Annotated in this window: 20 protein-coding genes; 13 read left to right on the top strand and 7 right to left on the bottom strand. The window is 72.4% G+C overall.

The genetic code is table 11. The features are described from left to right. Positions 1-10 precede the first annotated feature (10 nt). Positions 11-787 carry a class I SAM-dependent methyltransferase gene (locus ABWI07_RS03355; protein ID WP_149261971.1) on the bottom strand — a complete coding sequence of 259 codons (777 nt, stop codon included), beginning with the start codon at positions 785-787 and terminating at the stop codon, positions 11-13. An 81-nt stretch (positions 788-868) separates the two neighbouring features. Next, on the bottom strand, positions 869-1852 hold the full coding sequence (locus ABWI07_RS03350; protein WP_353817571.1) for a sigma-70 family RNA polymerase sigma factor: 984 nt from the start codon (positions 1850-1852) through the stop codon (positions 869-871). A gap of 133 nt (positions 1853-1985) precedes the next feature. Between ABWI07_RS03350 and ABWI07_RS03345 the strand changes: the two genes are divergently transcribed. Further along, complete coding sequence (locus ABWI07_RS03345) at positions 1986-3407, top strand: DHA2 family efflux MFS transporter permease subunit (protein WP_149261973.1); 1422 nt, start codon at positions 1986-1988, stop codon at positions 3405-3407. A 168-nt stretch (positions 3408-3575) separates the two neighbouring features. Here ABWI07_RS03345 and ABWI07_RS03340 read toward each other — a convergent pair whose 3' ends face one another. The 4 genes from ABWI07_RS03340 to ABWI07_RS03325 all read right to left on the bottom strand — a co-directional run bounded on the left by ABWI07_RS03340 (position 3576) and on the right by ABWI07_RS03325 (position 7358). Continuing rightward, a complete protein-coding gene (locus ABWI07_RS03340; RefSeq protein WP_353817570.1) occupies positions 3576-4733 on the bottom strand; it encodes a sulfotransferase family protein in 1158 nt (385 codons plus the stop codon). A gap of 14 nt (positions 4734-4747) precedes the next feature. After that, on the bottom strand, positions 4748-5533 hold the full coding sequence (locus ABWI07_RS03335; RefSeq protein WP_149261975.1) for an SDR family oxidoreductase: 786 nt from the start codon (positions 5531-5533) through the stop codon (positions 4748-4750). After that, positions 5533-6807 carry a hypothetical protein gene (locus tag ABWI07_RS03330; RefSeq protein WP_235037111.1) on the bottom strand — a complete coding sequence of 425 codons (1275 nt, stop codon included), beginning with the start codon at positions 6805-6807 and terminating at the stop codon, positions 5533-5535. The genes ABWI07_RS03335 and ABWI07_RS03330 overlap by 1 nt, the downstream gene beginning before the upstream one ends. Positions 6808-6899: 92 nt before the next feature. Next, positions 6900-7358 (bottom strand): nuclear transport factor 2 family protein, encoded by a 459-nt coding sequence (locus ABWI07_RS03325; RefSeq protein ID WP_149261976.1) that lies wholly within the window; start codon positions 7356-7358, stop codon positions 6900-6902. Between the two features lie 336 nt (positions 7359-7694). On the opposite strand from ABWI07_RS03325, the gene ABWI07_RS03320 reads away from it, so the two are divergent. From ABWI07_RS03320 to ABWI07_RS03265, 12 genes are all read left to right on the top strand, one after another. After that, positions 7695-9332, top strand: coding sequence for an NAD(P)/FAD-dependent oxidoreductase (locus tag ABWI07_RS03320; RefSeq protein ID WP_353817569.1), 1638 nt, complete (start codon positions 7695-7697; stop codon positions 9330-9332). A gap of 143 nt (positions 9333-9475) precedes the next feature. After that, positions 9476-10150 carry a hypothetical protein gene (locus ABWI07_RS03315; protein ID WP_353817568.1) on the top strand — a complete coding sequence of 225 codons (675 nt, stop codon included), beginning with the start codon at positions 9476-9478 and terminating at the stop codon, positions 10148-10150. A gap of 147 nt (positions 10151-10297) precedes the next feature. Then, a complete protein-coding gene (locus tag ABWI07_RS03310; protein ID WP_149261979.1) occupies positions 10298-10876 on the top strand; it encodes a hypothetical protein in 579 nt (192 codons plus the stop codon). 97 nt (positions 10877-10973) lie between these two features. Then, on the top strand, positions 10974-11762 hold the full coding sequence (locus tag ABWI07_RS03305) for a glutamate ABC transporter substrate-binding protein (RefSeq protein WP_353817567.1): 789 nt from the start codon (positions 10974-10976) through the stop codon (positions 11760-11762). Between the two features lie 28 nt (positions 11763-11790). Next, positions 11791-12432 (top strand): hypothetical protein, encoded by a 642-nt coding sequence (locus ABWI07_RS03300; protein ID WP_353817566.1) that lies wholly within the window; start codon positions 11791-11793, stop codon positions 12430-12432. Between the two features lie 16 nt (positions 12433-12448). After that, positions 12449-13486, top strand: a complete 1038-nt coding sequence (locus tag ABWI07_RS03295; RefSeq protein WP_149261982.1) for an XRE family transcriptional regulator — start codon at positions 12449-12451, stop codon at positions 13484-13486. A gap of 167 nt (positions 13487-13653) precedes the next feature. Continuing rightward, complete coding sequence (locus ABWI07_RS03290; protein ID WP_235037112.1) at positions 13654-14520, top strand: Sco1979 family transcriptional regulator; 867 nt, start codon at positions 13654-13656, stop codon at positions 14518-14520. Positions 14521-14624: 104 nt separating this feature from the next. Then, entirely contained in the window at positions 14625-16559 is a 1935-nt protein-coding gene (locus tag ABWI07_RS03285) for an ABC1 kinase family protein (RefSeq protein WP_149261983.1), read from the top strand. A gap of 21 nt (positions 16560-16580) precedes the next feature. Then, entirely contained in the window at positions 16581-17465 is an 885-nt protein-coding gene (locus ABWI07_RS03280) for an ADP-ribosylglycohydrolase family protein (protein WP_149261984.1), read from the top strand. Positions 17466-17528: 63 nt separating this feature from the next. Continuing rightward, positions 17529-18146 (top strand): alpha-ketoglutarate-dependent dioxygenase AlkB, encoded by a 618-nt coding sequence (locus tag ABWI07_RS03275; RefSeq protein ID WP_353817565.1) that lies wholly within the window; start codon positions 17529-17531, stop codon positions 18144-18146. Between the two features lie 58 nt (positions 18147-18204). After that, positions 18205-21141, top strand: a complete 2937-nt coding sequence (locus ABWI07_RS03270; RefSeq protein ID WP_353817564.1) for an AAA family ATPase — start codon at positions 18205-18207, stop codon at positions 21139-21141. Next, on the top strand, positions 21138-21821 hold the full coding sequence (locus ABWI07_RS03265) for a maleylpyruvate isomerase family mycothiol-dependent enzyme (RefSeq protein ID WP_353817563.1): 684 nt from the start codon (positions 21138-21140) through the stop codon (positions 21819-21821). The genes ABWI07_RS03270 and ABWI07_RS03265 overlap by 4 nt, the downstream gene beginning before the upstream one ends. A gap of 41 nt (positions 21822-21862) precedes the next feature. Here ABWI07_RS03265 and ABWI07_RS03260 read toward each other — a convergent pair whose 3' ends face one another. After that, positions 21863-23371, bottom strand: a complete 1509-nt coding sequence (locus ABWI07_RS03260; protein WP_353817562.1) for an alpha/beta hydrolase — start codon at positions 23369-23371, stop codon at positions 21863-21865. Between the last annotated feature and the right edge of the window lie 171 nt (positions 23372-23542).

Raw genomic sequence — 23542 nt, 5'->3', positions numbered from 1 at the left:
GCGGGCCGCCTCAGCGGGTCACCCGGATCTTGGACTGGCCGTGCGGGAGTTCCTCCCAGTCGTCCATGAAGCGGGCGGTGAAGCCGTGCCTCCCGGCCAGCGCGGTCAAGGTCTCGGTGCGGTAGTAGAAGTCCTCGCGGAGGACGTGGTGCTCGGCCCCCTCCGTGCGGTCGAAGGTGAAGTCGAAGAACCCGCCGGGGGCCAGGACGCGTCCCACGTGCGCGAGGCACTCGTCGATGACCTCCAGGGGCGAGTGGCTGAAGACGCTGTGCGCGTGCACGACCGTGAAGTGCTCCGTGGGGAGGAACTCCAGTTTCAGGTCGCCGACGAGGGTCAGGTGCGGCATCTTCTCGCGGAGGCCGTGGCGGACGAGCGTCTGCTGCGCGGCGAGCAGGATGTCGGGTGAGATGTCGATGCCGTAGTAGTTGCCGGGGTCGAGGTAGTCGATGAACCGCCAGCCCGCGCGCAGGTTGCCGCAGCCGATCTCCAGGATGCGGTCGTCCGGCTTGAGGCCGTGCCTGAGCAGGTAGTCGAACTGCATCTGGCCGAGGGCGAGCCAGCGCTCGTGGGTGGGGCTGCCGACGGCGGCCTCCGGGTTCCTGGCCGCGTCCGACTTCATGACGGCCCGGTAGTAGGCCACATGGCCGCGGCTGGAGACGCGGAATTTCAGGTCCCGCGCCATCCGGGACAGATATGTACCGATCTTGTCTGGATTCTGGGCGGCATAGCGCAGCCGGTAGGTCAGGCTCGCGCGGTTCCTGCTGGTCGGCGGCAGCGCTTTCGTCATCGGGCTCGTCCCCCAAAGAGCACCTCGGCAATTGCCGGATGCCCTACCCGGCCGCCGCGCCGCGTAACGGAACGAACTCGATCAACCGGGAACCCGGGGAAGGTCGAAATACTCAAAAAGGGAAGGATCCATAAAACTCGCTATATGCGCGATTCCTGAATCGGCAGGGGAGAGCACCATGACGGAATGCGCGGTCAGGGCGCCGTCCTCACCGCGCAGGTACGCGGCGAAGGCGGGCTGGCCGTTCGCGCGGACCGGCACGAGCAGGCCCCGGCCGCAACCGGAGGGGAGCCGCGCCGCGAGCAGCCGCCCGATCGCCTCCCGGCCGGTGAACCACTGCGGGACGGGCGGCATCTCCCAGGCCGCCTGCTCGGTGAGCAGGCGGGTGAGCGCGGGGATGTCCACGGTCTCGAAGGCCCTGGCGAACCGGTCGAGCAGCTCGCGCTGCTCCGGTTCGTCCGGTTCGGTGATCTCCTCACCGGCCGGGACGAGCCGCTCCAGCCGGGACCGGGCGCGCAGCAGCGTGCTGTTGACCCCCGCGCCGGTCATCCCGAGCATTCCGGCGACGTCGGCGGCGGGCCAGGCCAGCACGTCCCGCAGGATCAGCACGGCGCGCTGCCTGGGCGGCAGGTACTGCAGCGCGGCGATCAGCGCCAGCCGCAGGCCGGCCCGCGCGGCCACGACCGCGGCCGGGTCCTCCGGCGCGGCGCCGGAGAGCCTGTCGGGCAGGGGCTCCAGCCAGGTCACCTCGGGGACGCGCGACCCGCGCGGTGGCACGTCGGCGGACGGCCCGGCGAGACCGGACGGCAGCACCCGCCGGCTGCTGTGCTCCAGGGCGTTCAGGCAGGCGTTCGTCGCGATCCGGTACAGCCACGTGCGCAGCGACGCCCGCCCGTCGAAGGACGCGTACGACCGCCACGCCCGCAGATACACCTCCTGGACCAGGTCTTCCGCGTCGTGCACGGAGCCGAGCATGCGGTAGCAGTAGGCCATCAGCTCCCGCCGGAACGGGTCCGTCAAGCGCCCGAACTCCTCGGGCCCGGCATCTCTCTCTTCGGTCTTCATAGGACGCACCTCCCCATGTACTGACCGGAGGCCGGGGCTGGAATCGTCGGCCTCCGCCCGCTGAATCCCGCCCGCTCGGCCGGTTTGTACAGGCGATGAAGAACGTCGCCTGACAATCTCGGAGGGAACGCGCATGGCGCGGAGAACAAGCGGCCGGCTGCTCGGCCTGACCGCGACGGCGTCGCTGATGGTGGCGCTGGACGCGACGGTGGTGACGACCGCGCTGGCCAGGATCCGGCTGGACCTGTCCGCCACCATGGAACAACTCGAATGGACCGTGAACGCCTACGGCCTCAGTTTCGCCGTCCTGCTGATGACCGGCGCCGCGCTGGGCGACCGCTTCGGGCGCAGGCGGATGTTCGTGGGCGGGCTCGGCCTGTTCACGGCGGCGTCGGTGGCCTGCGCGGCGGCCCCCGGCATCGGCTGGCTGATCGCCGCGCGCGCCGTCCAGGGGTGCGGGTCCGCGCTGGTGATGCCGCTCGCGATGGCGCTGCTGAGCAACGGGTTCCCGCCCGAGCGGCGCGCCAGGGCCCTCGGCGTCTTCGCCGGGGTGACCGGTCTCGCGGTGGTGGCGGGGCCGGTCGTCGGCGGAGTGGTCACCGAGGGACTGGCGTGGCAGTGGATCTTCTGGCTCAACGTGCCGATCGGGCTGGCGGTCATCCCGCTGGTGCTCCGGTACGTCCCGGAGAGCCGCGGCGGCGGGGCCTCCTTCGACCTCGGCGGCGTACTGCTGGTGACCGGGGGCGCGCTCGGGCTGGTGTGGGGCCTGATCCGCGCCGACGGCTCCGGTTGGGGCTCCTTCGAGGTGGCCGGCGCGCTGGCGGCCGGGGCCCTGCTGCTGGCGGGCTTCGTCGCCTGGGAGTTGCGCGTCCGGGAGCCGATGGTGCCGATGCGCCTGCTGCGCTCGCGCGGCTTCGCCGCGGGCAACGCCGCCGGGCTCCTCTTGTACGCGGCCCTGTACGGCTCGCTGTTCTTCATGGCCCAGTTCCTCCAGACCTCCCTCGGGGCCGGGCCGATGACCGCCGGGCTCCAGCTCATGCCGTGGACGGGGACCGTGACCGTGGTGGCCCCGGTCGCGGGGGCACTGGTGAACCGGGTCGGGTCCCGTCCCCTCACCGCCGCCGGGTTGGCTCTGCAGGGGATCGGGCTCGGCTGGATCGGCCTCACCGCCGGGACCGCGACGGCCTATCCGGAACTGATCGCCCCCATGGTCGTCGCGGGCGCCGGGGTCAGCATGGCGATGCCGGCCGCGCAGACCGCGATCATCAACTCGGTGGCGCCGCGGGAGATCGGCAAGGCGTCCGGGGTGTTCAACACCCTGCGGCAGTTCGCCGCGGTGCTCGGCGTGGCGGTCGCGGCCGCGGTGTTCGGCGCCGAGGGCGGCTACGGCACGGCGCGGACCTTCGCCGACGGCTTCGGGCCCGCCCTCGTGCTCACCGGCGCCCTGTCGCTCGCCGGGGCGCTCGCCGCCCTGTTCATGCCCGGACCGGACCGGGCCGCCCGGACGTCACCGGTCCCGCCCGCTCCGCGGCGCGCACCCGAGCCGACCCGCTGAGGCAGTACCCGGCCCCGACCTGGCCAGCGGTGCGTCGACCTGCGGCATGTCCAGATGCCGCAGGTCGACGCGACCGCACCGGGACAGGGGTCCTGGCGCGATGAGCACGCTCGGGCGCGTCGGCGGGCGCCCGCCCGACCCGGGCGTGCGGTCGGGCGGAGGCGCGGCTCAGCGGAGAGCTGCGGTGTAGTCGGCGAAGCGCTCGTCGACCTGCTCGGCGGTGAGGCCGAAGTCTTCGAGCGAGTACCGGTGCGCGGGCTTCGCGGCGCCGGTGGAGCTCTCGGCGTGGAGGCTCGTCATGGCGGCGCGGGCCTCGTCCGTGAACGGCAGCCCGAACCGGGCGTAGACGGACTCGACCGTGCCGATCGGGTCGCGGACGAAGTCGTCGTAGTGGACGTCCACGAACCGCGCGGGGTCGTGCCGCGCCCGCTCGGCGCGGAACCGGTCGAGGCCCCGGCTCCACAGGTCGAGCTGGTCGCGGCCGATCGTGGCGCCGGCGAACACCTCCGACCATCCGGCGGTGGCGTGCGCGGCGAGGCTGCACATCGACGCCATCGCGGTCCGCGGCGTGCGGTGCGTCTGGACGACCAGCGCGTCGGGGTAGACCTCCAGCAGCGCGTCCAGGGCGAAGAGGTGGCTGGGGTTCTTCAGCACCCAGCGGCGGCCGGGGTGGTTCAGGCCGATGAGCTGGAGGTTGCGCCGGTGCCTGCGGTAGGCGTCCGTCCAGTCCTGCCCGGCGAGCCAGGACGAGTAGGTCGGCAGGTGCGCCAGGCACTCGAAGGAGATCGAGAGCATGCTCTGCCGGAGCAGCTGCCAGCACTCCTCGACGGAGTCCGCCGAGATGTAGTGCACGCCCATGAACTCGGGGTTCTCGACGTGGTGCCGGCGGTATCCCGCGTCGATCGCCTGGAAGACCGGGTCGTCGGCCCAGGTCTCGCGCGGCGGGCGGGGCTGCGGCACCTCGGCCAGCCACAGGTCGAGGCCCTGGTGCGCGGGGTCGGCGGTGAGCAGCCGGTGCAGGGCCGTGGTCCCCGTGCGGGGCAGGCCCGTCACGAACACGGGCCGCTCGACGGGGACGTCCGCGTACTCGGGATGGCGCCGCCAGGCCGTCTCGGAGAACTGCCGGGCGACCAGGGCGCCGCGCAGCATCGCGCGCTGCGCCTTGTTGCCGAACGGGGTGAGCCCCGCGTCCGCGGCCAGCGACTCCAGGAGCACCTTCAGCCCGTCGAGGTACTCGTCGCCGCCGAAGTCGTCCGATCCGGTGATCTTGCTGGCCGAGGCATGGAGGTCCTCGACGGTCCCCACGCTGTCGCGACCGTTCGTCATCGGGTACGCCCTTCCTAGTGGTGCCACTCGCCGGAGTTGACGTCCAGGCACTGCCCGGTCACGGCGCGGGCCAGCGGCGACAGCATGAACACGGCGGCGTCGGCGACCTCGTCGGGCTCGGGCAGCTTGCGCAGGTCCGTCGTCGCGGCGTTCTCGTCGTAGACCTGCTGCGCCGTCACCCCGCGCTTCTCCGCGAGGTGCTGGAAGTACCACTTGAGGTTGGGCGCCCAGATGTAGCCGGGCGCGATCGTGTTGACGCGGATCCCGCGCGGCCCGAGCTCGGTGGCGAGGTTCTGCGCCATCGCGAGCAGCGCCGCCTTGGCCATCTTGTAGGCGCCGAACGTCCGCCGCGAATGCCGCAGCACCGCCGAGTTGATCATGACGACGGAGCCGCGGGACTCCTCCAGCGCCGGGACGAACAGCCTGGTCAGGTGGAGCGCGGCGAGCACGTTGGTCTCGAAGCCCGCCCGCACCGCGTCGAGGTCGACCTTCGTCAGATCGGTCAGCGGCGGCGTGGCGAAGGCGTTGTTGACCAGGCCGTCCACCCGCCCGAACGCCTCCCCCGCGGCCTCGGCCAGCCGCTCGCAGGCGGCCGCGTCCCGGATGTCGGTCGGGACGGTCGCGGCGCGCCGCCCGAGCTCCTCGACCTCCTTGGCGACCTCGGCGAGCCGCTCCTCGTTGCGCGCGGCCAGGACGAGGTCGGCACCGGCCCTGGCGCACTGGAGGGCGAGCCCCCGGCCGAGCCCCGGGCCGACACCGGACACGACGACGACCTTGCCGTCCAGCAGTCCGGCGCCCATCAGCCGAGCATCCTCTTCGCCACGGCGGTCTGGCGGGCGGCGATCCGCTCCGCCCACTCCGCCTCCCCGACGCGCTGGCTCTCGTAGTAGGGCAGCACGCGCGGCAGGTCGTCGAACGGCACGACCTCGGCGGTCGGCCCGTCCTCCGGGGTGAGGTCGCGGGCGAGCCGCTGCCACCGGAACTGCAGGTAGCCGCGGCGGTGCCCGGTGCGCTCGATCCAGTTGGCGAGCCCGGGATCGCGCTCGCTGACGACGTAGCGGATCATGCCGTCCTCGTCCACGCGGGCCTGGTCGGCGGTGAGGCTCGTCTGGTGGTTGATGTAGTCGAGCGAGACGTACCACATGCTGCCGAGCTGGAAGCCCTGGTAGGGGGCCGCCTTCCGGTCGGCGGCCGGGGCGGTGATGACCATGACCTCGTCATCGTCCAGGTCGTAGTGGCCGACGGACGAGAACTGCGTCGCCAGCCCGCCGGGCGTCGGACGCGGCTCGGTCAGCGTGTTGACCGGCAACTGCAGGTAGTGCCATTCGGGGAAGGCCAGGAAGGTGCGGATCCTGGACACCAGCATCTTGCCCGCTATCTCGTAGCGCCTGGCCATCCGGTCGGACGGCACCGGCAGCGGGGACGTCCCGAGCGTGTCGGCGCGGTGGATGCGGATCTCCCCCGGCCTCTCGTTCGCCCAGTCGCTGAAGACCTCGCGCACGATGAGCATCGCCGAGCCGGGGGCGAGGGCCACGTATCCGGGCCCCGCGTCCGGCTTCGGCGGGCCGAACCGCAGCTGGAACGTCCCGTCCTCGGCGATGTCCAGCTCGCGGTCGTCGAACGCGGTGAGGCTGTCGGGCGACTTCGCCGGCGAGTAGTCGCCGTTCATGACCTGGAAGCTGAGGTCGGCGGTGGTGCCCCGGCGCCCGGTCACCACGTACTCGGCGTCGTCCCGGATGTAGGCGTGGAAGTACAGCGTGTCGGGGTTGTCGAGCCCGAGCTTGGTGTACGGCCCCGTGGACGAGGCGAAGAACGGGTAGTCCCGCTGGTAGGCGCCCACCATGTGCAGCGACGCCTTGATGCTTCCGGCCAGGTAGTCGAGGCCCTCGGCCAGGTCCTGGTCGTTCTTGACGTGCGGCGCGGCGCGGATGATCCGCTCCGCCTCCACGACCGCTTCGGCGAACGAGCGCGTCGCGGCGTCCTGGCTGTCGGTACCGCCCTGACCGGCGGTGCCGCCCTGGCTGTCGGTGCTGCCCTGGCTGTGGGTGCTGCCTTCGGCTGAGTCGGTGGCCACCGGGCTCTCCTCGGATCGCGGGCGCGAGGCCGTGCTCTGGCGGGACGCAGATTAGAACGTGTTCTATGCGGGGGGCAATGCCCGGGTCCCGCTCAATGGGAGGTGGTGAACTTCAGGCTCGGCGCGTCGTCCAGCGACACCATGTACTCGTAGGTGCGCTTGTGCCCGGTCTTCTCGACCCGCCAGCCGTCGCCGTCCCGCCGGTACACGTCGTGGTAGAAGGCCGCGCCCCGGATGAGCAGCCGGTCCTTCGGCAGGATGATCGTGTCGTCCAGCGACCAGGTCCCGGTGGCGCGGTCCCCGTCCAGGTCGATCTCCGGGCAGCCCGCCGTGTGCGTGCTGATCTTGTCCGGACCGAGGTTGGACCGCATGTACGCCACGATCGCGTCCCGGCCCTCCAGCCGGAGCGTCTCGCCGAGCACGGGCGTGTCGTACTCCGCCACCGCGTCCTCGGTGAACACCTCGGCGAACTCGTCCCACAGCTTGAGGTCGACGCACCGCAGGTACCGGTACTTCAACCGCCGAATCTCTTCCAGTGCGACCAGATCCATGGGCCCCAGCCTCCCGGCTCCACCCGAAAAATACAAGAACACGTTCTACCCATCAGTCCGGCCATCACGGCCGGGAGGGAAGGCGCCCATCGCGACCCCGTCAACATCGAGCAAAAGGTCGGCACTGGACGATCGACGGCCGAGGGGACGAACGCCAACGGGCGGGGCGAGATCCACCAAGTTCCCCGTCCCGGGATCCCGCTGCCGGTAAGGGAAGCGGCACCTGGACGGTGAGGACGGGCGCCGGAGTTCCTCCCGGACCGCCGCCCGCCGACGCCGGGGCCGGGCGCCCGCGTCCCCCCGGCGGGCCCTTTCGCGGCGATTACGCTGGTAGAGGTGACGACACCGGTCATTCTCGTGGTCGACCACGATGCGGGTTCGCGACGCGTACTGCTCGCCGACCTGGAGCGGCGGCTGGGCGACGCGTTCACGGTGAAGAGCGCGGGCTCGCCCGAAGAGGCGTGCGGCGCGCTGAAGGAGATGGCGGAGTCCGACGAGCCGGTCGCGCTCCTGATGGTGGACGACGCCTGCTCCGACGTCCTGGTGCGGGCGCACGAGCTCTACCCCGGCGCCAAGCGCGTGCTGATGGTGGACCGCGACTACTCCTCGACCAGCCCGGCCGTCCAGGCGATCGCACTCGGCCTCGCCGACTACCACCTCGTGCGGCCCTGGACGAACGACGAGTCGATGCACCGCGCGGTGAGCGAGTTCCTGTCCTCGTGGACGGAGGAGCAGGAGCCGGCGTTCGAGCTCTTCCGCGTCGTCGCCGAGATGGACGACCCCCGCATGCTCCGGCTGCGCGACGTGATGGCGCGCTTCAACCTGCCGTTCGTGGTCCACCCTCCCGGCGAGGAGGCCGGGCGGCGGCTGCTGCGGGAGGCCGGCCTCGACGCGTCGCGGCTGCCCGTGGTGATCCGCTACGACGGCAGGGCCTTCGTGGACCCGCAGGTGCCCGACCTCGCGTGCGCGATGGGGGTCCAGGTCACGAACGACCTGGAGACCTGCGACGTCGCCATCGTCGGCGCCGGGTCGGCCGGCCTGACGGCGGCCGTGTACGCGGCGTCCGAGGGGCTCGACACCGTGCTGCTGGAACAGGCCTTCTCCGGCGGGCAGGCCGGGACCAGCCCCATGATCAGGAACTATCCGGGGTTCCCCCACGGCGTCTCCGGCGGCTACCTGATGGAGCGGACCTGCGAGCAGGCATGGCTGATGGGCGCGCACATCGCCTTCGCCCAGCGGGTGGTGGACCTCGAAGCCCGCGGCGACCGGCGGGTGGTCCGCATGGCGGACGGCTCCGAGGTCAGCGCCCGCGCGGTGCTGATCGCCACGGGCGTCGACTGGCGGCGGCTGGGCGTCCCCGGCCTGGAGGCCCTCGTCGGTTCGGGCGTGTTCTACGGCATGGCCGTGGGCGAGAGCCGCGCCATGCGGGGCCAGGACGTCTTCATCGTGGGCGCCGGGAACTCGGCGGGCCAGGGCGCCCTGCACCTGGCCAAGCACGCCCGCACGGTCACGCTGGTCGTCCGGGGCGGCAGCCTGGCGAAGTCGGCCTCGACCTACCTGATACGCGCCATCGAGTCGACCCCGAACATCGTCGTCCGCACGCGGACCGAGGTGGTCGGCTGCGGCGGCGCCGAACGGCTGGAGTCCCTGACGCTCGCCGACCGGGAGGCGGGCACCACCGAGCGGGTCCCGGCCGCCGCGCTCTTCATCATGATCGGGGGCGAGCCGCACACGCGGTGGCTCCCGGACGGCATCGCCGGCGACGAGCAGGGCTACCTCCTGACGGGCCGCGAGATCTACGACAGGGCCCCGGCGCGCTGGCCGCTCGGCCGGGACCCGATGCCGCTGGAGACGAGCATGCCCGGCGTGTTCGCGGCGGGCGACGTGCGGAAGGGCTCGATCAAGCGGGTCGCCTCCGCGGTGGGCGAGGGCGCCACGGCCGTCCGCTCGGTCCACGAATTCCTGGCGCTCTGAACCGCCCACGCCGAGTGGACGTCTCGGAGGTGGGCGTAGCTCTACCGCGATGTGGGAGGCACGCCCACGGACAGGTCGCGGAATTCCCGGAAAAGTGTTCACGCAGATGCCGATTCGCGCTCGCAACTGAGAAAGGCAGTCTCGTGGACACAGTTCTCGCCCGGCGCTTCACCGGAGGGTCGTGCCTGGCCGCCGCCGTCCTCCTCGTTGTCGAGGTTCCGCTGTACTTCGTCTACTCGGGGCCGCCGCCGGACTCCAATGTCCTCAGCCGGCTCCTGCTGGGAATCCTGGCCCTCGGATTCATGCCCGTGTTCGTGGCGAGCTTCCGCGAGTTCGTCAAGAGCGTCGACGCTCGGTACGAATGGGTCGGGAATTTCGCTTTCGCGGCCGGGCTCGCGTACGTTCTCGTCACCCTGGTCTCCAGCGGGCTGGAGGCCGGCGCCGTCATCGCCGCGGACCGTCCGATCGACCCGACCATCGACGTCAGCGGGACGTACATCCTCTACGGGTCCATCGGGCGCATGCTGCTGGTGTTCTTCCTGACCGCCCTGGGATTCGCGATCAGGAGGACCGGCGCGCTGCCGCGCTGGACCGGCACGTCCGCCTACGTACTGGCCGGCGTCAACTTCGTCTTCATCCCGTCGCTCTTCTTCGGGAACAAGCCGGCCTTCTTCTACGCCGCCAACGGCTGGGGCACGACCGCCTCGATGGGCGCCATCCTCAGCTACTGGCTCCTCATGATGGGCATCGTCACGCTCAGGGGTGAGCGAGGAACCACCGGTCACCTGGCCCAGGGGGCACCCGGAGTCCGGAGCTGACTTCCGAGAGACGAATTCCCCGTGTGATGGCCGCCGAAGGCAAGCGCCTCGGCGGCCATCAGGCCGGTCGCGGCCTCGAATCCGCCGTTCTCGCCATAGCCGGAGGGCACCGCGCCTTCTTAGGGTGGCGGTCGAGGAGGTGGGCCGGTGCTGACACCCGAGGAGGTCCGGGGTCTTTCGAGGGACGAGCGGACCGCGCTGCTGCGGGCCCTCATCTCGGTCGAGGACGCGGATCCGCTTGAGGAGCCCCGGTACCGGCGGCGGCGCTGGGCCGTGCTGGCGGGGCTGGTGGCCTGCTGCGTCTGGCTCGTCCCCTGGACCGTCGTGCTGGGGTTCACGCTGCCGCAACACTTCACCGCGGGGCAGTGGGCCGTCGCCTGGATAGGGTTCGACGTCGGGTTGACCCTCGCGATCGGGGCCACCGCCTTCGCCATCTGGAAACGGCTCCAGATCGCCATCTTCGGGCAGCTCGTCAGCGGGACGCTGCTGCTGTGCGACGCCTGGTTCGACGTCTGGCTCTCGTGGGGGTCGGGAGAGTTCGTCGTCAGCGTGCTGACCGCCCTGCTCGGCGAGCTGCCGTTGGCCGTGCTGTTCTTCGTCGGGGCCCGGCAGCTCGTGCTGATGACCGTCCACGCCCTGTGGGTGCGGGAGGGCCGGGTCGGACCGGAGCCGCGGCTGCGGCAAGTGCGGCTCTTCGCGGTCGGCGACCGCGGCGGGAGCCGCTGATCGCGGCGGGCAAGGGGGGCCGGCAGATTCATCCGCCGGTATTGGACGGCCGTCCCGCGTTCATCTGGCGGCCGTTTCTCCTCGCTAGTCATGGTGCGTGCGCGCCATTCTCGTGCTTCTCGCTCTCGCGCTCGCGCTCGTCGGATGTGCGACCGCCAAAGCCTCGATCCACCGCCAGGACGTCATCGTCGTCGGGGTCAAGTCCGACCAGCCCGGGCTGGGGCTGAGGAAAGACGGAGTGTTCCAAGGGTTCGAGGTCGATGTGGGCCGCTACATCGCCCGCCGCCTCGGGGCGTCCCGCGTGACGTTCCGCGAGGTCAGGTCCGACGATCGGGAGCGGCTTCTGGACCAGCACGCCGTCGACCTGGTGCTCGCCTCCTACTCGATCACACCGGACCGGTCCAGGCTGGTCGACTTCGGCGGGCCCTACTACGTCGCTCATCAGGACGTCATGGTGCGGCGGAGCGAAACCCGCGTCAGGAGCGTGCGCGATCTGGCCGGACGAAGGATGTGCCAGGCCAGCGGGTCGGTGTCGACCGAGCGGGTGGTGGTCGGTCTGAGCATCGCCGCGAGGCTCGTCCCGGGATCGTCCTACAGCGACTGCGTGGCGAAGCTCAGGTCCGGGGCCGTGGACGCCATCTCCACGGGCGACCTGGTCCTCGCCGGGTTCGCGGCCCCGGACCTGAGAATCGTCAACGCGCCTTTCACCGACGAGCGCTACGGGGTCGGGATGCGCGAGGGCGACGCGGACGGATGCGAGGCGGTGAACCGGGCCATCACGACGATGTACCAGGACGGAACGGCAGGCCGCCTGCTCGACAAGTGGTTCGGGAAGAGCGGGCTCACGCTCGTCCGCGAGGTCCCCGAGTTCGAGGGCTGCTCGTAATGTCGGCGGCTCTGGCTATGGTCGGAGCGTGGCTGGGGACAGGGATGCTTGGGACGAGCTCCTGGCAGCGGGCTTCCTGCACGCCCTGCGGGAGGCCCACAGGGAGGCGACGCTCGCCGTCTTCGGCGGGCTGAGCCGGGCGGCCGGGTTCACGGAGCGGACGTACGGGGTCGGCGCGTTCGACGTGCTCGCCTCGCAGATCGACCGGGTCTTCGAGGGCGAGCCGCAGGTCGTCCGCGACGATCTGAACGGTTCGCCCGGCTGGCGGTACGGGGCGTACCGCGTCCTGCTCAAGCGGCACGAGTTCGGGAACGTCAGGGCCATCCGGTGGGACCGCGACAGCCCCACCAAGCAGGCCGTCGCGCGGCAGTCCTTCATCGAGGACCCGCAGCTCGCCCTCCCGCTCGGCATCGAGGCGCGCGACACGCCCGGCGTCGTGACGCTGGTGCTCGCGCACAGCGCCACCGAGGCGCCGCTGGAGATGGAGCTCTTCCTGGGCCGCCCCAGGTGGAACGCGGACGGCGGCACCGCCTGGCACTGGGTCAAACCCCTGGACGACACCATCGGGCCCGATCCACGTCGTAAGCTCGTCGAGCGGACGATGCCGCTGTGGGACGACCGCGAGGACGACGTCCCCATGCGGCTCCGCGGGGAGACGAAGACGGCCTAGCAGAAGGTGGCGCGGGGTGCTGTTCGACTGCGAGCGGCTGACGCTCGCCCGGCGGCTCAGAGGCCTGCGCAAGAACCAGCTCGCGCAGGCCGTGGGGACGACGCCGAAGGCGATCGGGCAGTACGAGGCAGGCGTGCAGCGGCCCGAGGAGCCGACGGTGCGGCGGCTGGCGATCGCGCTGGGCGTGCCCGTCGAGTTCTTCCAGAGCGGCCGCAGCCCGGTCTCCATGGACGGGGCCCATTTCCGCTCGCTCCGGTCGACGACGCAGATCGAGCGCGACCAGGCGCTCGCCTACGGGCGGATCGCCACCGACGTCGTCGCCGTCCTCGAAAGGCTCGTCGACCTCCCCGAGGTCGACCTTCCCGAGTACCCGGTCTCCCCGGAGGAGATCGCCGGCCCCGGCCCCGCCGAGGCGGCCAGGCTCACCAGGAAGGCGCTGGTCGAACGGGCCGGGCCGGTACCGCACGTCGTCCGGCTGCTGGAGTCCCACGGCGTGCTCGTCCTCGTGCTGCCGCGGGCGGCCGAGCGGGTGGACGCGTTCAGCGTCGGCGTCCACCCGAGGCCGATGGTGTTCTTCAACCCGGCCAAGGGCGACTACTGGCGCAACCGCTTCGACGCGGCCCACGAGCTGGGGCACCTGGTGATGCACGCCGACGCCGAACCCGGAGAGAAGATCGTCGAGGACCAGGCGCACCGGTTCGCGGCGGAGTTCCTCATGCCGGAGGCCGACATCGCCGGCGAGCTGCCCGCGGGCCCCGACTGGGAGCGGCTGGCCGAGCTCAAGGCGTCCTGGGGCGTCAGCATGGCGGCGCTGCTCTACCGGGCCCGCACCCTCGGGATCATGACGGAGACCGTGTACCGGACCGCGATGAGCACGCTGAGCTCGCGCGGCTGGCGGCGGCAGGAGCCGGGCCCGGCGCGGCCCCTGGAGCAGCCGACGATGCTCACCCGCGCGCTGGAGGTCGTGGAGGAGGCCGGCACCGACCGCGACCGGGTCGCCGGCGAGGCGCGGGTCACGCGCGCCGACCTCGACCTGCTCGTCCCGCGGCGGTGACCCGTTCTGGAACGCTCCCTCCCGCGCTTTCAACGCAATGGCGGGATTTGTAAAGCGGCTGCGACAGATATGTATCCCTGTCCCGGGGTTCCCTGCGCGTCCACCATTGCCTGTGAGACCCTCCGAGAGTAATTGCCGGACCACCGTATGGAACGCTGGAGACCTGGGTGATCGACAATCGGCTGGCGAGTCCGACCGCGTTGCGCATGCAGCTCGGGGCGCGGTTAAGGCGGATGCGCGAGGAGAACGGGCTCAGCCGGGTCGAGGCCGGTGAGGTGATCCGCGGATCGGCGTCGAAGATAAGCCGGCTCGAACTCGGCCGGCACGGCTTCAAGATCCGGGACGTCCTCGACCTGCTCACCCTCTACGGCGTCGAGGACGAGGACGAGCGGAACGGCTTCGTCCAGCTCGTCCGGGAGGCGAAGAGGCCGGGCTGGTGGCAGGGCTACGGCGACATCGTGCCGAGCTGGTTCGAGCAGTACCTCGGCCTGGAGCAGTCGGCGGCGACGATTCGCGCCTACGAGGTGCAATACATCCCGGGCCTTCTGCAAACGCGCGACTACGCGCGGGCCGTTATCGGCCTCGAACACCATGACGCGGGTTACGACGGCCTCGAACGGCGCCTCGACCTCCGGATGCGGCGGCAGCAGATCCTGCACCGGAGGAACGGCGCGACCACGCTGTGGGCCGTGATCGACGAGGCGGCGCTGCGCCGGCCGATCGGGGGGCCGAAGACGATGCGCGGCCAGGTCGAGCACCTCATCGAGATGTCGGAGGAGATGCCCAACGTGAAGGTGCAGGTCCTGCCGTTCTCGGCGGGCGGGCACCTGGCGCTGGGCGGGCCGATCACGATCGTCCGGTTCGCCGAGCACGACCTCGACGACGTGGTCTACCTGGAGCACCTGACCGGCGCCCGTTACCCCGAGGGCCAGGAGGCGGTCCGCTACCGGGAGATCATGGACCTGCTGGGCATCCGCGCGGCCCGTCCCGCCCGCACCACGACCTTCCTGAAGGACCTGCTCGGCGACCTCTGATCCCCCGCCGGGAGGAGCGCATCCCCCGCCGGCGGGAATCGCGCCCGCACCCGCGCTCACTAGCGTCCACCGTGGCATAGCGGACGATCAAGCGGGCGGCGGGAATGAACGGTTCGGCGACGGTCGTCGCCTTCCTCATCGGAACGGCGATCAACACCTGGGTCATGGCGTACGGGGCGAGGAGCCTGCTGAACGCCCGGTTCCCCCTGTTCCGGACGCTCGTGGCGGGCGCGACCGGGCAGGCGGTCGCGAGCCCGATCATCAGCGCGCTGATCGGCGACCTGCGCGGGGACCGGCACCCGGGGCCGCTGCTGTGGCTCATCTGCCTCGGCTTCGCGTGCGCGCTCCTCGTCTCGATGACGATCCTGGTGCTGTGGGAGGCGTTCGTCCCGACCGGGACGGTGCCGTCGCCGCTGCACTGGCTCGGCGGCGCGCGGTCGCGGATCGCGCGCACCCGCCGGTACCGCCGGATCTCGTTCATCTTCCTGCGCCACGGCCTCGGCCCCTACCTGCGCGGGCGCTCCCGCCCGAGCACCTCGGCGGCGCGCTCGTTCACCCGCGCCCTCGAGGAGGGCGGCGTCGTGTTCGTCAAGCTCGGCCAGGTGCTGTCGACGCGGCGGGACGTGCTCCCGCCGGAGTTCGTCGAGGAGCTGGGCCGGTTGCAGGACAGCGCCTCCCCCGTCCCGTGGCCGGAGATCGAGCGCGTGGTCCGCGAGGAGCTCGGCGACCCGCGGGACGTCTTCGCCTCCTTCGACCGGGTCCCGCTCGCCGCCGCGTCCATCGCGCAGGTGCACCGGGCCACGCTCCGGTCCGGCGAGGAGGTGGTCGTCAAGATCCAGCGGCCCGGCGTCCGCGCGGTGGTCGAGCGCGACCTCGACATCACCCTCCGCCTCGCCCGGACGCTCCACGAGCGCGCCGGGTGGGCCAGGTCGTTCGGCGTCGTGGACCTCGCCGCCGGGTTCGCGACCGCGCTGCGCGAGGAGCTCGACTTCCGCGTCGAGGCGCGCAACATGGCCTCGGTGGCGGCGACCGCCCGCGGCGGCGACGTCGTGATCCCCCGCCCCCACGACGACCTGTGCACGAGCCGCGTCCTCGTCATGGAGCGCCTGGACGGCGTCGCGCTGAGCAAGGCGGGCCCGCGCATCGACTCCCGCGGCCTGGACCGGACCGGACTCGCGCGCACCCTCCTCGACACGGTGCTGCGCCAGATCGTCCTGGACGGGGTGTTCCACGCCGACCCGCACCCCGGCAACATCCTGCTGCTCGACGACGGCCGCCTCGGCCTGATCGACTTCGGATCCGTCGGGCGGCTGGACACCGAGCTGCGCGGCTGCCTCCAGCGCATGCTCCTCGCCATGAACCGCGGCGACGCGGTGGCGGTGACCGACGCGTTCCTCGAGGTCGTGGCCCGCCCGGACGAGCTGGACGAGCAGGGCCTCGCCCGCGCGCTCGGCGCCTTCATGGCCCGCCATCTCGGCCCCGGGACGACCCCCGACATGGCCATGTTCACCGACCTGTTCCGGCTGGTCGCGCGGTTCGACCTCGCCGTCCCGGCGGAGATCGCCGCCGTGTTCCGCGCGCTGGCGACACTGGAGGGCGGGCTGACCGGGCTCGCGCCCGGCTTCGGGATCGTCACCGAGGCGCACGCGTTCGGCGAGTCCTACCTGCGGGAACGCCTCCGGCCCGGTTCCCTGCGCGAGGCCGCGAACGACGAGCTGCTCAGCCTGCTGCCGATGCTGCGCCGCCTCCCCCGCCGCCTGGACCGCATCGCCGCCGCCGCGGAGGCGGGCCGCCTGAGCGTGAACGTCCGCCTGTTCGCCGACGAGTCGGACCGCCGCACGGTCGCGGGCCTGCTCCAGCAGGTCCTGCTCACCATCCTCGCGTCGACGGCCGGGGTGATGGCGGTGATGCTGCTCGGCCTGAAGGACGGCCCCGCGATGACCCGGGACGTGACCCTCTTCCAGTTCTTCGGCTACTGCGGCCTGGTGATCTGCTCGGTCCTCTCCCTCCGCGTCCTGACGGTCGTCTTCCGCCGCTGACCTCTGCGAGGATGAGCGGCGATGCCACCTGATCGTCTTCAGCGCGCTCGGCTCTCCCTTCTCGGACTCGCCCTCGGGGACGCGCTCGGATCCCAGTTCTTCGTCCCCGCCAACCAGCACCACCTTTCCTCCAGGTCGCTCCCGCCCGCGCCCTGGCAGTGGACCGACGACACCGAGATGGCCTGCTCGGTCTACCTGACGCTGGCCGCCCACGGCACCGTCGACCAGGACGCGCTCGCCGCGTCCTTCGCCCGGCGGCACGACTTCGACCGTGGCTACGGCCCGGCGACCAACCGGCTGCTCCGTCTGGTCCGCGAGGGCGGGGACTGGCGGACCCTGGCCGGCGACCTGTTCGACGGCTCCGGCTCCTGGGGCAACGGGGCGGCCATGCGCGTCTCGCCACTCGGCGCGTTCTTCGCCGACGACCCCGCCCAGGCGGCCCGCCAGGCGGCGCTTTCGGCCACCGTCACCCACACCCATCCCGAGGCGGTCGCCGGAGCCGTCGCCGTCGCCGTGGCCACCGCCCTCGCCGCCGGCGGTCCCCTGCCGCCGGGCGTGTTCGTCGACCGGATCCTCGAACACGTCCCGCAGGGCAAGGTCCGCGACGGCATCAAGGAGGCGCGCCACCTGCTGACCGTGTCCGACCCGCGGACGGCGGCCCACTTCCTCGGGAACGGCCGCACGGTCGCCGCCCACGACACCGTCCCCTTCACCATCTGGGCCGCCGCCCACCACCTCGCCGACTACGAGCAGGCCATCTGGACCACCGCGACGGCCGGCGGTGACATCGACACCACCTGCGCCATCGTCGGAGGCATCATCGCCGCCGGACTCGACCTCCACGACCTGCCGAACGCGTGGCGGCGGGTCACCGAACCCCTCCCGGAGTGGATCAACCCTTCCTGACCGGCCGCGCGAGGACGTCCCGGTGATCGAACACATGTTTGACCGGATGGGTAGAGTGGGGGGATGTTCCAAGCGTCGTTGCTGGACGGTACGGACGAGAGCGGCCCGCGGCCTCTGAGCGCGGCGCGGCGTACCGAGCTGGAGCGCGGCGCCTGGGTGGACGTCCTGCCGGGGTGGATTCCCAACGCTGACGCGCTGTTCGAGCGGCTGCTCACGTCCGTCCCATGGCGGGCCGAACGCCGGCGCATGTACGACAAAGTCGTGGACGTCCCCCGCCTCCTGGCGTTCTACGACGAGGACGCCGAACTGCCCGATCCCGTACTGGACGAGGCGAAGGCGGCGCTCGACGAGCACTACGCCGAAGAGCTCGGGGAACCGTTCCGCACGGCCGGGCTCTGCCTCTACAGGGACGGCCGCGACAGCGTGGCCTGGCACGGCGACACCATCGGGCGCGGCGCCACGCACGACACGATGGTGGCGATCCTGTCGGTCGGCACCCCGCGGAGCCTGCTGCTCCGCCCGCGCGGGGGCGGAGCGGCGATCCGCCGCGACCTCGGCCACGGCGACCTCATCGTCATGGGCGGGAGCTGCCAGCGGACGTGGGAGCACGCGATCCCCAAGAGCGCCCGCGTGAAGGGCCCCCGGATCAGCGTCCAGTTCAGGCCTCGCGGAGTCCGCTGACCCGGGCGTGCGCCGCGCGCCTCATGGCACCATAAGCGGTGATTCGTGAGGAGGCCCGTTGCTGCGTCTGGTCGTGTCACAGACCTCCCCCCGGGCGTATCCGACGGTGCTCGACGCGCTCCAGGCGCCGATGCCGTTCGGGGCCGCCGGGCGGCACATCCTGGTCGAGCCGGGGTTGTATCCGAACACCGGGTTCCGCAGCTCGGGCGACTTCGTCCTGACGGCCGTGGGCGGGCCGGGGTCGGTCACGCTGGACGGCGCCATGGACGCGACCGTCGAGCTCACCGGGCAGGTGACGCTGCAGGGCCTCATCGTCCGCAACTGGAGCGCCGAGGGCCTCGCGCTGGAGGTCGCGGAGGGCAACGTCCTGGCGGAGCAGTGCGAGTTCGTGAGCCGCTCCGACCTCGCCGTGCGCGCGGCCCACGGAGCCCGGCTCGCGCTCAGGGACTGCCAGGTGCAGGACGGAGCGGTCGTGTACAGCGCCGCGACCGGACTCATGGAGGGGACCGGCGTCACCGGGACGGACGGCAACGCGGTCGCGATCCGCAGCGGCAGCTCGGTGACCATCCGGTCGTGCCGGATCGGCGACGCGGGCGGCCACGGCATCTGGGTGACCGAGGGGTCGCGGCCGCTCATCGAGCAGTGCACGATCAGCTCCCCTGCGAGCGCCGGGATCCGGGTGGACGACCGCGCGGACGCGGCGATCCGCAACTGCGCGTTCCACGGCTCCGGCCAGTCGTCCCTGATCGCCGTGGAGAAGGGCAAGGCGGTCGCGGACGACTGCCTGATCACGGACGCGGGCGCGGACGCGCTGTGGGTGGCGACGGGCGGCTCGCTGACCGCACGGCGGATCAGGATGGAGGCGCCGCACCGGACCGGCGTGGTCGTCGAGAAGGGCGTCGCGCTGCTGGAGGACTGCGAGGTCCTCGGAGCGGGGGCCCACGGCCTGTCCTTCACCGAGCACGCGAACGTCACGGTCGTCCGGGGCCGCATCGCCGACGCGGGCAAGCTCGGCGCGCGGCTCGCCCCCGGGGCGCGCGCCCTGCTGGACGCGACGACCGTCAGCGGCAGCGGGTTCGCCGGGGTGAGCGTCGAACCGGGCGGCGAGCTCACCCTGCGCGGCTGCACGGTGGTCGACAACCACGGCCCGGGCGTCACCGCGAGCCGCGGCGCGAGCGTGGAGGCGAGCGGCCTCACAAGCGAGCGCAACCGGGGGCCGGACAGGCTCGACGAGGAGCCGGACGGCGGGGTGACCGCGCAGGTCACCGAGCCGGCGGCGGAGGAGGAGGCCAGGCCGGCGCCGCCGGCCGAGGCGAGGCCCGCCGGGGCGTCGGCGGACGCGCTGCTGGCCGAACTGGACGCGATGGTCGGCCTGGCCGGGGTCAAGCGCGAGATCCGCAAGCTGACGAACCTGCAGAAGGTCGCCGAGCAGCGGCGCCTCGCGGGCCTGCCGCCCGGCCCGGCGATCGGCCGGCACATGGTCTTCGCGGGCCCGCCCGGCACGGGCAAGACGACCGTCGCGCGGCTGTACGGCGGCATCCTCGCGGCGCTCGGCGTGGTCGAGAAGGGCCAGGTCGTCGAGGTCAGCCGGGCCGACCTCGTGTCGGAGAACGTCGGCGGGACGGCGCTGCGGACGTCCGAGGCGTTCGCACGGGCCCTCGGCGGCGTGCTGTTCATCGACGAGGCGTACACGCTGGCCCGCAAGACCACGGGCACCGACTTCGGGCAGGAGGCCATCGACACGCTCGTCAAGCTGATGGAGGACCACCGCGACGAGGTCGTCGTCATCGCGGCCGGGTACTCGGCGGAGATGCGCGAGTTCCTCGCCGCCAACCCGGGACTGAAATCGCGGATCTCCCGGACGGTCGAGTTCGAGAACTACAGCCCGGCCGAGCTCCTCCAGATCACCGAGGCGCACGCGGCCAAGGACGGCTACCGCCTGGCCGGCGACGCGCGCACGGCGATCCTGGAGCACTTCACCACGCAGCGGCGGGACGCGGCCTTCGGCAACGGCCGGGCGGCGCGCCGGGTGTTCGAGGCCGCGGTGGAGCGGCAGGCGCAGCGCCTCGCCGAGCTGGAGGAACTGCCGTCCGGCGACGAGCTGAGCCTGTTGCTCGCCGAGGACCTCGACGTCGAGACGGGCCTCGCGGCGCGGTTCGGGGAGGCCCGCGACGCCGGCCAGGTCCGCGCCGTCCTCGCCCGGCTGTCGGCGATGACCGGGCTAGAGGAGGTCAAGCGGGAGATCGGCGACCTGCTGGACCTGCTCGCCTCGGCCCGGCGGCGGCGCGCCGCCGGGCTGGAGGCCGAGCCGTTCACCGGGCATCTGGTCTTCGCGGGCCCGCCGGGCACCGGCAAGACGACCGTGGCGCGCCTGTACGGGGAACTGCTCGCGGCCCTCGGCGTCCTCGCGCAGGGCCAGGTCGTCGAGGCGGCGCGGGTCGACCTGGTCGGGCAGTACGTCGGGCACACCGCCCAGAAGACGGCCGAGGTGTTCGACCGGGCGCGCGGCGGCGTCCTGTTCATAGACGAGGCGTACACGCTGTCGCGCCGGGCCGGCACGGACCACGACTTCGGGCAGGAGGCCATCGACACGCTGGTCAAGCTGATGGAGGACCACCGCGACGAGGTCATCGTGATCGCCGCCGGGTACACCGCCGAGATGGAGGGGTTCCTGTCCACGAACCCGGGCCTGGCCTCCCGCTTCGCCCGCACGCTGGCCTTCCGCCCCTACGAGGTGGACGGCCTCGTCTCGATCTTCCTGGGCAAGGCGGAGGCGGCGGACTACCTCGTCCCCGACCCGACCCGGGCGGCCCTCGCGGCCTGCCTGAAGGCGGACCGCGACCGCTTCCGGGAGGGCAACGGCCGCGAGGTCGACAAGCTCTTCCGCTCCGCCGTCACCGCCCACGCCCGCCGCACGGAACAACTGGCGAACACCGGCGCCGACCTGACCACCGCCCAACTCACCACCCTCCTCCCCGAAGACATCACCCCGTGATCTCGCTCGCCGAGATCACCGCCGCGACGCACGCCCTGCTGGCCACCGCCGAGCGGCTGGACGACCGCGACGTCCGCGAGCCGTCCCTCCTTCCGGGCTGGACGCGCGGTCACGTGCTGACCCACGTCGCCCGCAACGCCGACGGCGGCACCCGCCTGCTGACCTGGGCGCGTACCGGTGTCGAGACCCGCGAGTACCCCAGCCTGGAGGCTCGCGCCGCAGAGATCGAGGAGGGCGCGTACCGTCCGGCGCGCGTTCTGCTGGAGGACGTCCGGCAGAGCGCCCAGCGGTTCGCGGCCGCCTTCACGCTCATGCCGGACGAGGCGTGGGGACGGGTCGTCCAGTGGACCGCGGGCGCACGCCACCCCGCGTCCCGCGCCGCCGACGCCCGCCTCACCGAGGTGCTCGTCCACCACGTCGACCTCGACGCGGGCTTCGGGCCCGCCGACTGGCCGGCCTCCTTCACCACCCGGATGCTCACCGCCGTCACCGCGTCCTACTCCCGCCGCGACGGTGCCCCGGACCTGAGGATCCGTGCCACCGACACGGGTGAGGAGCACGGTCGCGGCGACGTACTCGTCACCGGCTCCGCGGCCGCGCTCCTCGCCTGGCTGATGGGCCGCTCCCCCGGCACCGGCCTCACCGGCGCCGAGGGAGTCACGCTCCCCTTCCTCTACTGACGCCTACCGCTGCTACTGACGCCTACCGCTGCTACTGACGCCTACTGCTGCTGCGCCGGGCAGGTCGTGCCGCGTGGGGGGAGGGTGAGGGAGATCAGGTAGGCGTCGATCGTGTTCTGCATGCAGGGGCCGCGGTTGTAGCTGCCGTGGCCCGCGCCTTCGTAGGTGAGCAGGCGGCCTGTGGGGCCGAGCTGCCGCTCGACGGTCTTCGCCCAGGCGTAGGGCGTGGCGGGGTCGTGGACGGCGTTGGCCAGCAGGATCGGCGCGCTCCCCTCGACGTGCAGGCGGTGCTGCGGGTTGCGGACTGGCTGCGGCCAGCCGAGGCACGCGGAGATCGCCATGACGGGACGCGCGAAGGTCATGTCCGGGGCGACCTTCTCCGTGCGGCGCATGATCCTCGCGTACTCGCCGTAGTCGCGGACGGGCAGGCTCCAGTCGGAGCAGAACTGCGCGGTGAAGGGGTCGGTCGTGGTCTCCCCCGCCTTCGGGGCCGCCGCCGTGCGCGTGCCCGGCTTGAGCGGCGGGGCCGCGTCCAGCGCGGCCAGTGTGGACGCGAGCTGCGCCCAGTCGGGGCCGTAGAAGCGCTTGTAGGCCATCAGGACGAGGCCGAACTCCGGCAGCGCGGCCCCCGGCGTCGACGGGTCGGGCAGTTCTCCCCGGGCGGCGCGGGCACGCAGGTCGCGCCATACGCCGCGGACGTCTTTGCCGTGCAGGACGCACTCCTGCGTGCGCCCGCACCACGCGACGAACCGGTCGAACGAGTCCTGGGCGGCGGCCAGTTCGGAGGTCAGGAACCGCCGGGCGTCGGGGATGCTGTGGTCGTCGACGCTCTCCAGCACCATCGCCCGGACGCGTCCCGGGAACGTCTCGGCGTACATCTCGCCCAGAAGCGTGCCGTACGAGCTGCCGTGGAAGGTCAGCTTCGACTCGCCCAAGGCGGCGCGGATCGCGTCGACGTCCCGGACAGTGCTGAGCGTGTCGGCGTGGTCGTAGAGGGGGCCGGTTCGGGCGCGGCAGTCGGCTCGCAGGCGCGCGTTGTGGGCGAGGGTCGCCCGGAACTGCGCCGCACTCTTGATCATCGGCGAGGGCGCGGCGCGGACGAGGTCGGCCGAGCACGTGACCGGATGGCTGGCGCCGATGCCGCGCGGGTCGAAGCTGACGATGTCGAACCGCCGGCGCAGCTGGTCGCTGAACCGGTCGATGCCGCTCTCGATCCTGGTGACGCGCTGGACTCCGGAGTCGCCGGGGCCGCCGGGACCGAACACGAGGGTGCCGACGCGGGCATCGGGGTCGAGGGCCTTGCGGCGCGCGATCGCGAGGCCGAACGCGGGGCCGTCCGGGCGGGACCAGTCGATCGGCAGCCGCAGGGTCGCGCACTCCGCCTTGCCGTCGTCGCCGCACGCGCGCCAGTCGATGGCGGGCGCCGAGCGCGGTGCGGCCTGGACGGACGGCGAGCGCGGCGCGGGCGACGCGGTGGCGGGGGGCGCGACGCCTGCCAGCGCCACGGCCCCGGCCCCGGCCAGGGCGGCGAGCCTGTTTCTGCGCAGCATGGAGGACCTTCCGGTGGGGGACGTCAGAAGCCCGCCCCTTCAGAGGCGGGCGACGGTCCCCGGCCCGGCCGTGGCCGGGGACCGCTGACGATCAAGGTAGGCGCGGTCCCCGCACCGGAACAGGGTGATCAGGGGCGGTTCAGGGTCGGATCAGGGTTCGCTCAGGGTGTG

Source organism: Actinomadura sp. NPDC000600, from assembly GCF_040492135.1.
Classification (GTDB): domain Bacteria; phylum Actinomycetota; class Actinomycetes; order Streptosporangiales; family Streptosporangiaceae; genus Spirillospora.
The sequence above is the reverse complement of the archived record's forward strand: the minus strand, read 5'-3'. Positions and strand labels throughout refer to the sequence as shown.